The sequence below is a fragment of the Devosia sp. P3_B2 genome, assembly GCF_056402875.1.
In genome coordinates this window covers 13,743-28,920 of the sequence record NZ_JBFUGO010000013.1, presented here as the reverse complement: position 1 = coordinate 28,920, position 15,178 = coordinate 13,743, and the positions used below count along the sequence as shown (strand labels likewise).

Genomic DNA, 15,178 nt, shown 5'->3' with positions numbered 1-15,178 from the left:
GTTACTCCCCGCTGGGTTCCCCATGTAGCACCGACGGTGCACTCCCCGCCTGGGTCTTCATCGGCAGCGGTGGGGTCACCGGGCCGGTGCCCGCGAGCGTTGCCTTCAGCGAGTCCATCACCGCGATGCGCCAGGCGTCGTTCGGCGCGTCCTGTAGCTGGTGGCTCAAATCGATGATGAAGCTCGCATAGGCATTGTGCCAATCCGCAGTGATTTGCGTCATGTCCACGCGGCGTTCGGCGGGACGCTCCACACCGGCGATCCCCTCGGCCCGCAGCTCGAACGCATCGTCGAGCAACGGCATCAGCACCTGGTCGCTCGCCAGCCCGTCATCATGCATCAGCGCCGCCTTGAGCGCGGCGCGCTCCTCGTCCTCGCCGTGGGTCAAGAAGATCGCGCCATGTGCCGGCAGGCGCTTGGTCACCCAGGCGACGAGTTCGGAGTGATCGGCGTGTGCCGAGTAGTTGCCGAGGCTGCGGACATGGGCGCGCACCGGCACCAGCTCGGAATGGATCCGCACCTCCTTGGCGCCGGACTGGATGATCTGGCCGAGCGTGCCCGGCGCCTGGTAGCCGACGAACAGCACGGTGGCGTTGGAGCGCGGCAGGTTGTTGCGCAGGTGGTGCTTGATCCGCCCGGCGTCCGCCATGCCGGAGGCCGACATGATGATGGCGCCGCCACGGATCGAGTTGATCGCCTTGCTCTCGTCGACGCTCTCGACGATGCGGAAGCGGGAATCGTTGAACAGCTCGTCGGCGCTCAGCTCGACGTCGTCGAACATGGCGGCGTACTTGCGATAGACGGCGGTGACCTTTGAGGCCAGCGGGCTATCGAGGAAGACGAGGCTCGGGCTGATCTCGCCGGTCTTGATCAGGTAGCCGATGTCATGCAGTAGCTCCTGGCTGCGCTCCACCGCGAAGGTGGGGATCACGAGGTTGCCGCCACGGGCTAGCGCCTCGTTGATTTCCTTCTTCAGCGATTCCTGGCGCTGCTTGAGGGTGTAATCCTCGCGCTCGCGGCCGCCATAGGTGGATTCGCTGAGGATGTAGTCGTACCCGGCCGGCGCGTCGGGCGCCTCCCAGAACACTTTTACGTCGGGGCCCAGATCGCCCGAGAACAGGATGCGGATGGCCTTGCCGTCGCTGTCCTGCACCTCGACTTCGATGGAGGCGGAGCCGAGGATGTGGCCAGCGTTCCAATAGCGGGCGCGAACGCCCGGGCCCGGGGTGATCCACTCTTCGTATTTGACGCCCTTGCGCAGCTTCAGCGCCTCGTTGGCGTCTTCCATGATGTAGAGCGGCTGGAACGGTTCCTCGGCGCGGCGGGTGCGCTTCCTGGTCTCGCGATCCGCCTCGCTCTCCTGGATACCGGCGGCGTCGGGGAGGAGATATTCAAGCAGGCCGTTGGTCGGCTCCGTGGCCCAGATGGGCTTCCGATAACCCATATGCGTCAGCCGCGGCAGCAGCCCGGCATGGTCGATATGGGCGTGCGTCAGCAGCAGGAAGTCGATCGCCTTGGGATCGAACGGGAATGGCTTGTAGTTGAGATCGCGGACGGTCTTGTTGCCCTGGAACATGCCGCAATCGACGAGGAACTGGCCTTTGGGGTGCACCACCCGGTAGCAGGAACCCGTAACGGTGCCCGACGCCCCGTGGAAATGTAGCGTGACGGTCATCGTGGCCTCCCGGGCGAACTATCTGATCTCAGTGTGACAGGTTTATTTCGGCGCGCGCTTGGCGAGGATGCGCTGCAGCGTGCGGCGATGCATGTTGAGCCGGCGTGCGGTCTCCGAGACGTTGCGATCGCAGAGCTCGTAGACGCGCTGGATGTGCTCCCAGCGCACCCGGTCGGCCGACATCGGGTTCTCGGGCGGCTCGGGCGGCTTGTTGCCGGTGGCGAGCAGCGCGTTGATCACGTCCTCGGCGTCGGCGGGTTTGCTGAGATAGTCCACCGCGCCCAGCTTCACCGCTGTGACGGCAGTGGCAATGTTGCCGTAGCCGGTGAGGACCACCGCGCGGGCATCCTCGCGCTTCTGGTGCAGCGCCGCGACCACATCGAGGCCGTTGCCGTCCTCGAGTCGCAAGTCCACCACGGCGTAGGCCGGGGGTGCCTCGGATACGGCCGCGAGGCCGCCGGCTACGGTGTCGGCGATCCGGACATCGAAGCCGCGTTTCTGCATCGCCCGCTCGAGGCGGGTGAGGAAGGTCTTGTCGTCATCGACCAGCAGCAAGGTACGGTCGGCCGCAAGGAGTTCATCGACTGTGCTCATCGCCGCCTCATGTAGGGTCTTTTGGTGAAAAGGTCAAAAATACGGAGGGACGCACAATCGGTATCTACCCGCCTGCGCGGGAATGACGCCGGTGGGGAACGCAGGCATTCGCGCCACACTCACACCTGCTCGATTGCCGCGCGCGGCCAGATCAGCCGCACCTGCGCATGGCCGTCCGCAGCCTCGTTCTCGAAGCTGAGCTTGGCGCCGGTGCGCTCCAATAGAGTCTTGGAAATGAAGATGCCCAACCCCAGTCCGCCTGGCTCTCCGCTGTCGGCGTTGCGCGGCCGCGTGGTGAGATACGGCTCTCCCAGCCTGGTGATCAGGTCCGTCGGAAAGCCTGGGCCATCATCGGTGATGGTGACGGTGACCGCCTGCTTGTCCCAGCTGGCTTCGACCAGCACGGCGCGCTGCGCGAACTGCGCCGCGTTGTCGATCAGGTTGCCGAGACCGTAGAGCAGTCCCGCGTTGCGGCGGATCACCGGCTCGGCGCCGGCACCCTTGCCGGTGCGAACCGAGATCACCTTGCCGCCGCCTTCGAGCGGTTTGATCACCTCGGCCAGCAGCGCCGAGACCGGCACCGCGGCGAACGGGTCGCCCGGCGTTTCGCGCAGGCTCCTGAGCTTGCCGAGGATTTCTCGGCAGCGCGCCGCCTGCGACATGATCAGTTCGATATCCTCGCGCACCGGGCCGGCCGGTACCTCGTCGCGGATTTCGCGCGCGGCGAGCGCGATGGTGGAGAGTGGCGTGCCGAGCTCGTGCGCGGCGGCTGCCGCCAGCCCATCCAGCGCGCTCAACTGCTCATGCCGTGACAGCGCCAGCTCGGTGGCGGCGAGCGCGTCGGCGAGCTGGCGTGCCTCGTGCGCCACGCGGTTGGTATAGCCGGCGATGAAGATGGTGCCGCAGATAATCGAGACCCAGATGCCGATGACGTAGACGCGGTCGAAGACGATGCGCGAGTCGGGATCCCAGGGCAGGTCGAAGTGGAACACCGAGAGGAGGGAGGCAAGGACGATGGCCAGTGTCGCAAGGATCACCGTCGAGCGCTGCGGCAGCGTCGTCGCCGATACCGATACGGGAGCCAGCAGCAGCAGCGAGAACGGGTTCTGCAGCCCGCCGGTCAACGCCAGCAAGGCGGCCAGCTGAAACAGGTCCCAGCCAAGATGCACCGTCGCGACGGTGGGCGACGGCCGGTAGCCCTCGCCCAGCCGGAACACCAGCCACAGGTTGAGCAGCACCGATAGCCCGATGAGCATCAGGCACTGGGTCAGCGGCAGCGGAAAGCTGAGCCCGAAGGCGACGAACAGCACGCCGATGGTCTGCCCGGCGATTGCCAGCCAGCGCAGCCCGACCAGCGTCGCGAGCCTGAGAGGGCGCCAGTTACCCGGCAGGATCGCCGCCGAGGAGTCCGCCAATGCCATGAAATCATCCTTTCCGGGCATGTCGTTTCCGCCCGCATGGGAAGTCTAGCATGGCATTTCAAGGGCAAAAATGCGCGAGCGAAACGCTTGACCCCCAGTCCGGTGGGACCACATCGGAGCTGTTCGTGACTGGGAGAAAGTCCAATGCACACTGCGATTATCAAACCGCAATGGGGCCCGCTGACCATAGCTTTGATGGTCCTGGGCTTCGTCATCTGGTGGCCGCTCGGCCTCGCTGTTCTCGCCTACATCCTGTGGGGCGAAATGTTCGGCGGCTCGGCGGACAAGGCTCAGGGGTTCGTCAATCGATCCCGGGCCTGGGCCGAAAACTGCGGTCCCCGCGCCAACGGGTACCGTCACCACGGCTTCCGCAATTCGAGCGGCAACGCCGCGTTCGACGACTATCGCACCGAGCAGCTCAAGCGCCTCGACGAGGAACGCCGCCGGCTCGACGAAGAGGTCAACGCCTTCCACGAGTACATGCGCAACCTCCGCATGGCCAAGGATCGCGAAGAGTTCGACCGCTTCATGCGCGAAAAGAACGGTAACCGCCCGAACTACGGCGGCGACCAGAACAACGGGACGAACGTCTAGTTCCCTCCCGCTTATTGTCCTCCTGACGACTGGCGCCCCCTTGTGGGGCGCTTTTTTGTCGTCGGGGATCAGTTCGAATCAGCGATGATCGGCCCATGAACTTCCTGTTCCCCGCCAAGGCGCCGAAGGTGCCGGCCGCGACCACGCTCCTCTTCGACGATGAGCCGGTCGAGATCACGGTGAAGGTGAGCCCGCGGGCGCGGAGCTATCGCCTCACCGTGCCGCATCACGGCAACCCGGTGCTGACGCTGCCCAAGACCGGACGCTGGCCCGAAGCCGAAGGCTTTCTCAACCGCCATCGCGGCTGGCTCGCCGCGCGGCTGAAGCGCAGCGCACCCCGCACCGCCTTTGCCGATGGCGAGGTGGTGCCGCTGCGCGGCATCCCCCACCGCATCCATGCCACCGGCCGGCTGCGTGGGCGGGTGGAAGTGTCCGAAATCGATGGCGAGCTGTCGCTGCTGGTGCCGGGCGAAGCGGCGCACATCCCGCGCCGGCTGACCGAATGGCTGAAGGCCGAGGCCCAGCGCGACCTAGCGGTGCGCTCCGACGTGCATGCGGCGGCGCTCGGGGTAGAGGTCAAATCGGTAGCGATGCGCAGCCAGGCCACCCGCTGGGGCTCTTGCTCCTCATCGGGCAAGCTCAACTACAACTGGCGGCTGATCCTCGCCCCGCCATTCGTGCTCGACTATGTCGCCGCCCACGAGGTGGCCCATCTCGTCCACATGAACCACTCGCCGAGCTTCTGGAAAACCGTCGAGAAGGCGCTGCCCGACATGACCAAGGGCAAGGCCTGGCTCAAGGCCCACGGCAAGGTGCTGATGGGGTACGGGCTGGAGTAACTGATCTGTCCGTGATCACCTTCTCCCACAAGGGGAGAAGGCAAGACTGAGAGGCCGAGTCCGGGAGCCTCAGCCCCCGAAGATATCGCCCAGGAGATCCACCAGCGTCCGCCTTGGCCGTTCGGTCTGCTGCTGTTCCATGGGCTGCAGCTGCTGCTGTTCCGTGCCAGGCTGGGTCATGGCGCCCGGCAGTTCGGCAACCGGAATGCCCTCGTGGGCCTTGGTCATGAACTGGCTCCAGATCTCCACTGGCACGTTGCCGCCAGAGAGCTTGGTGCCCACGTCGTCGTCGTTGCCGAGCCAGACGCCTGCCACCATGCGCGAGGTGTAGCCGACGAACAGCGCGTCGCGGGCCTTCTGGCTGGTGCCGGTCTTGCCGGCCATCGGCCAGCCGTTGAGCTGGGCCCGCTTGCCGGTACCGATTTCGACCGCCGCATGCAGCATGTCGTTCATTTCAGCGACGATGTTGGGCTCGATCACCCGTCCCGGACCGGCGGCGACAGCGTCATACAGCACCTTGCCGTCTGCCGTTTCGATGCGGGTGATGACGTTGGCGATGACGCCGATGCCACCATTGGCGAACGGCGCATAGGCCGCCGTGAGTTCGAGCAGCGAGACTTCCTGCGTGCCGAGCGCGATCGAGGGCACGGCCTGCAGCGGCGAGGAGATGCCCATGCGCATGGCAGCTTCAACCACCTTGTCGGGGCCGACATCGTTGGCGAGTAGCGCCGAGACGGTATTGCGCGACAGCGCCAGCGCCTGGCGCAGGGTCATGTCGCCGCCATACTTGCCGTCGGCATTCTCCGGCTTCCACCCGCCGATATCGACCGGGCCGTCGGTGGCGATGGTGTCGGGCGTATAGCCCTTCTCCATGCCGGCCAGGTAGACGAACGGTTTGAAGGTTGAGCCCGGCTGGCGGCGCGCGGTGACGGCGCGGTTGAACTGGCTCTGCTGGTAGTCGACGCCGCCGACCAGCGCACGCACTGAGCCATCGACGTCCATGGCCACCAGGGCGCCCTGGGTGAACTTCATCTCGGCGCCGTGGTTGGCCACGGCTTCCTTCACCACGAATTCTGCTTCCTTCTGGAGGTCCCAGTTGATCGTGGTGTGAACGATCACGTCCTGTTTCACTTCGCCCAGATAGGCGGTCATAAGGCTCTCGACCCAGTCGGCGACGTAGGATTCGCCGCCCACCACCTTGGTGCGCACAGTCTGGTTGGGGTCGATCGCGGCGGCCTTGCTCTCGGCCGTCGTGATGTAGCCTTCCTTGGCCATGGCGGCGAGCACCAGGCCCTGGCGGGTCTTCACCGCGTCGGAATTGCCCTGCGGGTTGAGTCGCGACGGCGCCTGCAGCGAGCCGGCGAGTATCGCCGCTTCGCCTAGCGACAGGTTGCGCGCCGATTTGCCGAAATAGCGCTGCGACGCCGCCTCGATGCCGTAGGACTCGTGGCCGAAGAACATGCGGTTGAGGTAGAGCTCGAGGATGTCGTCCTTGGAGTAGTTCTGCTCAAGCCAGACGGCGAGCAGCGCTTCCTGCACCTTGCGGCCCAGCGTCTGGTCGGGGGTGAGAAAGAGGTTCTTGGCCACCTGCTGGGTGATGGTGGAGGCGCCGCGGGTGACTTCACCGGCCTGGACGCTTTCGAGCGCCACGGAGACAAGGCCGACCACGTCGATGCCGAAATGGTCGTAGAAGCGCCGGTCCTCGATGGCGACGAACGCCGCCGGCACATAATAGGGCAGCTCGCGCAGCGACACCGCTTCGCCGCCGGTCTTGCCGCGGTTCGAGATCAGCTGGCCGTTGGCCGCGACGATGCGGATATTGGCGGCGCGGTCGGGCACCTTCCAGGTGTCGGACGAGGGCAGCTGCACCGCGTAGTAGACCACCACTGCGCCCAGGGCGAGGGCGCCCCAGATGCCGAGGATGAAGAGCCAGGAGATGAGCTTCCAAATGACGCCGAACAGCGTAAGCGGCCGCCGCTCGCGCCGGCCGCCACGGGTCTTCTTGGCCTTCGGCGCACGTCCGCGCGGGGCCTTGCCGCGCGGAGCGCGCTCCTGGCGCTCGTCGTCGACGCGAATGTCGCCGTCGCCAAAGCCGGGTTCGATCCGGGCGCCGCGTGCGGCTTTCTTCGCCGGTGCAGTTCGCTCCGAACGCGTGCCCTTCTTGGGCGTGGCGCCGACGCGATCATCAGGCGAAACGTGGAAATCCATGTACAGGGCCCCGGCATTCTTTTTGCGCATGGCGAGTGTCCGGCAGCCGGTTCCCTGTCGAGGGGCAGCATGCGGACGCCATGGGGCGATCCGACCGTCTCGCCAAGCCCAAGCCAACCCGAAATTCTGGGTCTTCGGCCAGCGCGGTCCCCTTGGCTATCCAAGTTAAATGTGGCCGGTTTATGTGGGCTTAAGCAGGCCGCTTAAGCTGTGTTGCGGCGCGGTGACAACTCGCAGGACATGAGGTCATCGAGGCCGACCACATTCACCGCTCGGCGGCGACCGCGTCGAAACGGGCGCGCGAGTGCTCGATGACCGACTGGTTGGCCTCGGTCCGTTCAGCGAGCTTCAATAGCGTCTGGAACAGCGTCGCGCTCGAGCTGCCGCAGCGTGGCTGCCAGCATGCGATGGCTGATGCCGTCGAGGGCGCGCAGCAGTTAAGGACCCGCCGCCGAACTCGAGGCGATCCGGCTGGCGCTGGCGGTGCCGGTCGGCGCAACGTTGCTGGCGCTGCTCCTTTCGGGGTTCGTCCTCAAGCGGAGGGTGGCACTCGCCGGCTAGACGGTCAGCCGGCCGAGAGTAGGTCGCCGGCCTTCAGGCGCGCCACATCCCGCAGCGGTGGCGCGCCGAAGGTGCGGGCGTACTCGCGGCTGAACTGGCTGGGGCTGTCATAGCCGACGCGGTGGCCGGCGGTCGCTGCGTCGAGCGCTTCCGACAGCATCAGCCGACGCGCTTCCTGCAGCCGCAGCTGCTTCTGGTACTGCAGCGGGCTCATCGCCGTTACCGCCTTGAAATGGAAATGCAGCGCCGAGGGGCTCATCCGCGCCTCGATGGCCACCGTCTCGATGGCAAAGCTGTCGCGGAAGTTGGACTTGATCCAGCCGATGGCGCGATTGACCTGCTGCAGCCGGCTCTCAGCCAGCGCGATCTGCTGCAGCTTGGTCGCCTGGTCGGAGCGCAGCAGTCGGTAGAGAATCTCGCGCTTGATCATCGGGCCGAGCACCGCGAGGTCCTGCGGCCGCTCGAGCAGCTTCACCAGCCGGATGGCGGCATCGAGCAGTTCGGGCATGATCGGGCTGACCGTGACGCTCGGCTCGGCGTCGGCTGCCGCGGCTGCGGTCACGCCGCCGACCTCGATCAGCAGCGCGCCGATCTCGGCGGCATCGAGTTCCAGCTTCACGCAGAGGTACGGCTCCTCCGGCGTCGCTTCGACCACCTGGCCGATCACCGGCGTATCGACCGAGACGACGAGGAAGTTCGACGCGTCGTAATTCATCACCCGATCACCGGCGATGACGCGCTTTCGCCCCTGCGCCACGATGCACAGCGCCGGGTGGTGCACGGCATGCATCGGCTCGGACGGATGCGAGATCCGCACCAGTGACATGCCTTCGATCGGCGTTGCCTGAATACCATCTGACGTTGCGAACTGTGCAATCGCCGCTTTGAGTTCGTCCATGCGATCCATGACCAATTCCTTCATTCTGCGTGCGAGTTACATAGCACTTCGCGTGCACGAGTCACCATCGATCACGATGTTTTGGAGGATTGTGCAATCACTCTGGAGGATCGGTCTACCGCTCCGGGGCTCCCGTGAGCGATATAGCTGTCACCGCGGATGGACGAACATCGGCGGCAGAAAGCGAGGACCCCAAAATGAACATCGATCTTTCCAACATCGCCCGGACCCTGCAGCCCGCGGCCATCCTCGCCATCACCAACAAGCTTCTGAAGCAGGTGAACGCGACGCCGCGGCGGCCCCGCCGCGAGCGGCGGAGCATGAATGGCTAGGCGCCGGATCGTCGCGACGTTCGCCGGCGCGGTGCTGATCGCCGCGCTTGCACTGGTCGCAGGCATCACCTTCGGCCTGCCACAGGCAGGCCGGCACACCGCCACCGCTTATGGAGTTTCACAGATGCACACCAAGCACGACTACATCGGGCTGTGGGTCACCGAGGACGGCGAGATCCGCCAGGCGCTCCTGCCCAATGGCCGCTACATCGAAGCCCGCGGCCATCTCGAGGTCGCCTATCAGGGCGACTATCGTATCGAGGGCGACCACATCGAGTATCGCGACGACACCGGCTTCTCGGCCGATGGCGATTTCATGGGCGGCGTGCTCTATCACGCCGGCATTGTGATGTACGCGCGGGACTGACCCGGTCCTGCGCTGCAACGAAAAAGGCCCGCCAACCGGCGGGCCTTTGCTTTTCGAGGTGGTCGAACTAGACGATGCCGCCGCCACCCGCAGCAACCGCCGGGCGGACGGCCGCGACGCGCTGGCGATACCCAGCCCTGCGATAAGCCGCGATCGGGTCGATCGCCCCGTTCGCATCGAGACGGGCCTTGGCGAGGATCGGTTCGACATCGGTGCGGAACGCCGTCTTCAGCGTTTCCGACGCCATCAGCGCATCATTGCTTTCCTGGAAGCCTTCGAGCGCCTTGCGGTCGACCAGCAGCGCCAGCGCATAGGCGCGGCGCACTTCGTTGGCTGAGCGGATCAGCGACTCGATCGGGTCAGTGACGTTGTGGCTCTGGTCCAGCATGTGCGCCGGCTCGAAGCCCTCGGTGTTGCGCAGCTCGGCGTCGACCAGCTCGTTGAACACCAGAAACAGCCGGTAGGGGTCGATCGAGCCGGTATCGAGGTCGTCGTCGCCGTATTTCGAATCGTTGAAGTGGAAGCCGCCGAGCTTCTTGAACTGGATCAGCCGGGCGACGATCATCTCGATGTTGACGTTCGGCGCATGGTGCCCGAGGTCGACGAGACACTGCGCCTGGTCGCCGAGTTCAGTGGCGATCAGGTAGTTGGTGCCCCAGTCCTGCACCACGGTCGAGTAGAACGCCGGCTCGTACATCTTGTGCTCGGTGAAGAGCTTCCAGTCAGCCGGCAGGTCGGCGTAGATCGCCTTCATGGCGTCGAGATAGTACTCGAACACCCTGGTGAAGTTCACCTGGCCGGGGAAGTTCGAGCCGTCGCCGATCCACACCGTCAGCGCCTTCGACCCAATGGTCTTGCCGATTTCGATGCACTCGAGATTGTGCTCGATCGCCTGCTGCCGCGTTTCCTTGGCGTAGTTGGCGAGCGAGCCGTAGCGGTACGAGTGCTTCTGGCCCGGCGCATCCGAGAAGGTGTTGGAGTTCATCGCATCGAACCCCAGCCCGAAACGGCTTGCCGCCTGCTTCAGTCGGTTCGCATCGGCCTTGTCCCACGGAATGTGCAGCGAGACATTCGGCGTGGCGCGCGTCAGCTGGTTGATCACCGAGCAGTCCTCGAGCTTGTCGAAGATGTCGCGCGGCTCGCCCTCGCCGGGGAATTTTGCAAAGCGCGTGCCGCCGGTGCCGACGCCCCAGGAGGGAACGGCGACGGTGTAGGCCGAGACCTTCTTCAGCACCGCGTCGATATCGATGCCGCGCCGGCTGAGCTGCTCGCCCAGATGCGCGTAGTCGGAACCCAGCGCTTTGCGGTTGGCGTCATTGGTCTGGTCGACCACGGACTGGTCGATGAGTTGGTCGGTCATGTTCTCTCCCCTCAGTTCAAAAGGCCCCCTCACCCGCCGCTTTGCGGCGACCTCTCCCGCAGAGGGAGAGAGGTAATGCGAAGGCACGATCTCGCCCCATCACACCTCTCCCTTTGGGGGAGAGGTCGGCGCGTCAGCGCCGGGTGAGGGGGCCTTTCTCGCTTACCGCGTAAAGCTCTGCGCGTTGCCCGCGTCGACGTTGATGATGTTGCCGGTGGATTTGGCCGACATCTCGGAGGCGAAGAAGTAGATCGCCTCGGCGATGTCCTCGGGGAACACGCTCAGCTTGAGCATGGAGCGCTGGCGATACATTTCCTCGAGCCCCTCCTTGTCGGTCTTGTAAGTCGAGGCGCGCTGTTCCAGCCATTCGCCAGCCCAGATCTTCGAGCCGCGCAGCACGGCATCGGGGTTCACCACATTGACGCGGATCTGCTCGGCCGCGCCTTCCAGCGCGAGGCAGCGGGCGAGGTGGATTTCGGCGGCCTTGGCCGTGCAATAGGCCGCGGCATTCGGCGACGCGGCGAGCCCGTTCTTGCTGGCCACGAACACCACGTTGCCGCCGAGCTTCTGCGCCCGGAACATGCGGAAGGCTTCCCGGCTGACGAGGAAATACCCCGTCGACAGGATGTCCATGTTCTTGTTCCACAGCTCGAGCGAGGTCTCCTCGATCGGCGCGGAGGAGGCGAGCCCGGCATTGGACACGAGAATGTCGATGCCGCCGAACTCCACCGCGGTGTAGGCGAAGCCCGAGATCACCGCCTCTTCCTTGGTGACGTTGAGGTTGACCGGCCGGACCACGTCCTTGCCGAACACCTTGGCGAGTTCGTCGTTGGCTGCAGCCAGCGCCGTCTCGTCGATATCGGCGAGCACCACGCACGCGCCCTCGCGCAGCAGCCGCACCGCCGTCGCCTTGCCGATGCCGCCGGCGCCGCCGGTGACCAGCGCAATGTGGCCGGCCAGCGACTTCGGCTTCGGCATGCGGGAGAGCTTCGCCTCCTCGAGCAGCCAGTACTCGATGTCGAACGCTTCCTGCTCGCTCAACCCCTGGTACGTGGATACCGCAGATGCTCCCCGCATCACGTTGATGGCGTTGACGTAGAACTCACCCGAGATGCGGGCCGTCGCCTTGTCCTTGGCGAAGGTGAACATGCCGACGCCCGGCATCAGGTAGACCACGGCGTTGGCATCGCGGATATCAGGGCTGTCTGGGTGCTTGCAGCGGTTGTAGTAGCCCTCGTAGTCGGCGCGGTAATCCGCCGTCGCCTTCTCGAGCCCGGCCACCACCGCGTCGATATCGGGCTGTGCCGGATCGAATTCTATCACCAGCGGCCGGATCTTGGTGCGGAGGAAATGGTCGGGGCACGAGGTGCCGAGTGCCGCCAGCGGCTTCAGGTCCTTCGAGCCGACGAACTCCAGCACCGCGGCGCTGTCGTCAAAATGCCCGAGCATCTTGAACTCGTTGGAGATCAGCCCGCGTATCTTCGGCATCAGCCGCGCTGCGATCACCCGGCGCTCAGCCGCCGGCAGCGGAGCCACCACCTGGCCGCCGAAGGCCGCCTTGCCCGCGGTCTTTCCTTCGAACCAGGCGATCGCCTTGTTGATGGTGTCGATGGTCTGCTCGTAGCACTCCTTGGGCGTGTCGCCCCAGGTGAACAGCCCGTGGCTCTCGAGGATCACGCCCTTTGCGCCGGGGTTCTCGAGGCAGAACTTTTCCAGCCACAGCCCGAGCTCGAAGCCCGGCCGCTTCCACGGCAGCCAGCCGATCTCGTCGCCGAAAATCTCCTTGGTCAGCGCCTTGCTATCCTTGCTCGCCGCGATCGCGATGATCGCGTCGGGGTGCATGTGGTCGACGAAGGCGTGCGGCACATAGGCGTGCAGCGGCGTGTCGATCGAGGCGGCGCGCGGGTTCAGGTTGAACGTCGCGTGCGGCAGGTAGCCGACCATCTCGTCCTCGTGCGCGAGCCCGCGATAGAGACCCTTCAGCGCGCGGAGCTTGTCCATATAGAGCGTCGAGAAGCCGTCGAGCTTGATCGAGGCCGAGTCGCCGCCCGAGCCCTTCACCCACAGCACTTCCACGTCCTGGCCGGTCAGCGGGTCCTTCTGGAAGATCTTCGACGAGGTGTTGCCGCCGCCATAGTTGGTGACGCGCTTGTCCGAGCCGAGAATGTTGGAGCGGTAGACCAGCCGTTCCGGCTCGGTCATCCCTGCTGCCTTGGCATCGTCCCAAAGGTTTTGCAGGCGCGCTGGCGCGGTCCCCGACATGATATTCCTCCCGTAGGCATTGGTCCTGATTTGGTATCGGACATGCCTCCGAAGGGCCGACGCTGTCAATCAGAAACACTCAATAACAATCAGAGTTGGGCCGAAAGTCGCACTCTCTGCCGCACAATGATTGACACTGACGGGTTTTGGTGAAATTGAGGCAGTAAGGGAGAAGACTTTGCACGAAACCGAGCGACACAGGGTCATTCTGGCCGCGGTCCAGGCGCGCCCACTGGCGACGGTGGCCGATCTGGTGGATATCACCGGCACGTCGGAAGCCACCATTCGCCGCGATATCGCAGCCCTGCACGTGCAGGGCCGGCTGCGCCGTGTGCGTGGCGGCGCCGAGGCCATCAACCCGCCCGAACAGGGCAGCCTGATGGGCCGTCCCTTCTCCGTCAACGAAACGATCAACATCGGCGCCAAGCGCGCCATCGCCCGCGCCGCCGCCGACCTCTGCAAGGACGGCGAGCCGATTATCATCAATGGCGGCACCACCACCTATCAGATGGTGCACTACCTGACGGGCCGCCGGCTTTCGGTGTTCACCAACAGCTTCGGTATCGCCGAGCACCTGCTGCACAATTCGCGCAACAGCGTCGTCATTCCGGGCGGCACCGTCTATCGCGAGCAGAACGTCATCCTCTCGCCGTTCGGCGGCGTGGTGGCCTCGCACTTTTACGCCAAGCGCATGTTCATCGGCTGCCAGGGCCTCGGCCAGCACGGCCTGATGGAAGCCGACCCGATGGTGGTGCAGTCCGAACTGGCGCTGATCGGGCAGGCGGAAGAGCTGATCGTTCTGGCGGACTCCTCGAAGTTCGAGGGGCGCTCCAGCCTGATCCTTTGCGGGCTCGATCGCATCACCATGGTCATCACCGATGGCGGCATCCGCGACGAGGATCGCACCATGCTGGAGAAAGCCGGCGTCGGCCTTACTGTGGTCGATGCTGCCGTGGAAACCGCCGAGATCAACAAATCCCAATCGGTCGCCTGACCGGCTGGCAATAACGACTAACAACCGCTCAGGGAGGAAATCATGAGCCTATTGAAGAAACTGGCCGTCGCCACGGCGCTGACCGCAGTGATGCTGTCGGCCCCCGCCGCGCTCGCCCAGACCAAGATTGCGCTGGTCGTCAAGTCGCTCGGCAACGGCTTCTTCGATGCCGCCAACAAGGGCGCGCAGGAAGCCGCCAAGGAACTCGGCGACGTCGAGGTGATCTATACCGGCCCGACCACGGCAACCGCCGAAGGCCAGATCGAAATCATCAACTCGCTGATCGCCCAGAACGTCAACGCCATCGCGATTTCGGCCAACGATCCGGATGCGCTGGTTCCCGCCCTGAAGAAGGCGATGGAACGCGGCATCACCGTGATCAGCTGGGACTCGGGCGTTGCCGCCGAAGGCCGCCAGGTTCACCTCAACCCGTCCGACACCAACCTGATCGGCGAGACCATCCTGAAGCTCGCTGCCGACTACCTACCGGATGGCGGCGACGTCGCGATCCTCTCGGCCTCCTCGACTGCCACGAACCAGAACGCCTGGATCGAAGCGGCCAAGAAGGTGCAGCCCGAGAAGTTCCCCAAGCTCAACATCGTCGCCACGGTCTACGGCGATGACGACTCGGTGAAATCCACCAACGAAGCCAAGGGCCTGATCGCCTCCTACCCGAACCTCAAGGCGATCATCGCACCGACCACCGTCGGCGTCGTTGCCGCCGCGCAGGTGGTGACCGATGACAACCTGATCGGCAAGATCAACGTCACCGGCCTCGCGCTGCCGTCCGAGTTCAAGCAGTTCATCGACAACGGCGCTTCGCAGGCCGTGGCGCTGTGGAACCCGATCGACCTCGGCTACTCGGCCGTGCAGATCGCCTACCAGCTCGCGACCAAGAAGGTCGAAGCCAAGCCGGGCGCCACTATCTCGATCGGCCGCGTCGGCTCGATCACGCTGGACGACACCAACTCGGCCGCCATGGCCGCACCGTTCGAGTTCAACAAGTCGAACATCGAAGAGTTCTCGAAGATCTACTGAGGTCGCTGACCCGGCCCGGCGGCGCTCGCGCTGCC

The 15,178-nt window shown here is 65.1% G+C and carries 13 protein-coding genes; 6 read left to right on the top strand and 7 right to left on the bottom strand.

Annotated features, from left to right (window positions below):
* Position 1 precedes the first annotated feature (1 nt).
* The 3 genes from AC1DV8_RS18610 to AC1DV8_RS18600 all read right to left on the bottom strand — a co-directional run bounded on the left by AC1DV8_RS18610 (position 2) and on the right by AC1DV8_RS18600 (position 3,711).
* A complete protein-coding gene (locus AC1DV8_RS18610) occupies positions 2-1,675 on the bottom strand; it encodes an MBL fold metallo-hydrolase RNA specificity domain-containing protein (protein WP_477158472.1) in 1,674 nt (557 codons plus the stop codon).
* A 42-nt stretch (positions 1,676-1,717) separates the two neighbouring features.
* On the bottom strand, positions 1,718-2,269 hold the full coding sequence (locus AC1DV8_RS18605) for an ActR/PrrA/RegA family redox response regulator transcription factor (protein WP_055047327.1): 552 nt from the start codon (positions 2,267-2,269) through the stop codon (positions 1,718-1,720).
* A gap of 119 nt (positions 2,270-2,388) precedes the next feature.
* Positions 2,389-3,711, bottom strand: coding sequence for an ActS/PrrB/RegB family redox-sensitive histidine kinase (locus AC1DV8_RS18600; RefSeq protein ID WP_477158471.1), 1,323 nt, complete (start codon positions 3,709-3,711; stop codon positions 2,389-2,391).
* Between the two features lie 123 nt (positions 3,712-3,834).
* Between AC1DV8_RS18600 and AC1DV8_RS18595 the strand changes: the two genes are divergently transcribed.
* Both AC1DV8_RS18595 and AC1DV8_RS18590 read left to right on the top strand, forming a co-directional pair.
* Positions 3,835-4,284, top strand: a complete 450-nt coding sequence (locus AC1DV8_RS18595) for a DUF2852 domain-containing protein (protein WP_477158470.1) — start codon at positions 3,835-3,837, stop codon at positions 4,282-4,284.
* Between the two features lie 95 nt (positions 4,285-4,379).
* On the top strand, positions 4,380-5,123 hold the full coding sequence (locus AC1DV8_RS18590) for a M48 family metallopeptidase (protein WP_477158469.1): 744 nt from the start codon (positions 4,380-4,382) through the stop codon (positions 5,121-5,123).
* 69 nt (positions 5,124-5,192) lie between these two features.
* On the opposite strand, the gene AC1DV8_RS18585 is transcribed toward AC1DV8_RS18590, so the two are convergent.
* Both AC1DV8_RS18585 and AC1DV8_RS18580 read right to left on the bottom strand, forming a co-directional pair.
* Complete coding sequence (locus AC1DV8_RS18585; protein WP_477158468.1) at positions 5,193-7,361, bottom strand: transglycosylase domain-containing protein; 2,169 nt, start codon at positions 7,359-7,361, stop codon at positions 5,193-5,195.
* 535 nt (positions 7,362-7,896) lie between these two features.
* Positions 7,897-8,799: an AraC family transcriptional regulator gene (locus AC1DV8_RS18580; RefSeq protein ID WP_477151580.1), complete on the bottom strand. Its 903-nt coding sequence runs from the start codon at positions 8,797-8,799 to the stop codon at positions 7,897-7,899.
* Between the two features lie 188 nt (positions 8,800-8,987).
* Here AC1DV8_RS18580 and AC1DV8_RS18575 point away from each other — a divergent pair, with 188 nt between their 5' ends.
* Positions 8,988-9,122: a hypothetical protein gene (locus AC1DV8_RS18575; RefSeq protein ID WP_477151579.1), complete on the top strand. Its 135-nt coding sequence runs from the start codon at positions 8,988-8,990 to the stop codon at positions 9,120-9,122.
* Complete coding sequence (locus AC1DV8_RS18570) at positions 9,115-9,489, top strand: Atu4866 domain-containing protein (RefSeq protein ID WP_477158467.1); 375 nt, start codon at positions 9,115-9,117, stop codon at positions 9,487-9,489. The genes AC1DV8_RS18575 and AC1DV8_RS18570 overlap by 8 nt, the downstream gene beginning before the upstream one ends.
* 67 nt (positions 9,490-9,556) lie before the next feature.
* On the opposite strand, the gene rhaI is transcribed toward AC1DV8_RS18570, so the two are convergent.
* The gene (gene rhaI, locus AC1DV8_RS18565; protein WP_477158466.1) at positions 9,557-10,849 is read right to left on the bottom strand and encodes an L-rhamnose catabolism isomerase; all 1,293 of its coding nucleotides are present in this window, start codon (positions 10,847-10,849) and stop codon (positions 9,557-9,559) included.
* 162 nt (positions 10,850-11,011) lie between these two features.
* The gene (locus tag AC1DV8_RS18560; protein WP_477158465.1) at positions 11,012-13,111 is read right to left on the bottom strand and encodes a bifunctional rhamnulose-1-phosphate aldolase/short-chain dehydrogenase; all 2,100 of its coding nucleotides are present in this window, start codon (positions 13,109-13,111) and stop codon (positions 11,012-11,014) included.
* A 178-nt stretch (positions 13,112-13,289) separates the two neighbouring features.
* Here AC1DV8_RS18560 and AC1DV8_RS18555 point away from each other — a divergent pair, with 178 nt between their 5' ends.
* On the top strand, positions 13,290-14,105 hold the full coding sequence (locus AC1DV8_RS18555) for a DeoR/GlpR family DNA-binding transcription regulator (RefSeq protein WP_477151575.1): 816 nt from the start codon (positions 13,290-13,292) through the stop codon (positions 14,103-14,105).
* Between the two features lie 42 nt (positions 14,106-14,147).
* The gene (gene rhaS / locus AC1DV8_RS18550) at positions 14,148-15,143 is read left to right on the top strand and encodes a rhamnose ABC transporter substrate-binding protein (protein WP_477151574.1); all 996 of its coding nucleotides are present in this window, start codon (positions 14,148-14,150) and stop codon (positions 15,141-15,143) included.
* Positions 15,144-15,178 lie beyond the last annotated feature (35 nt).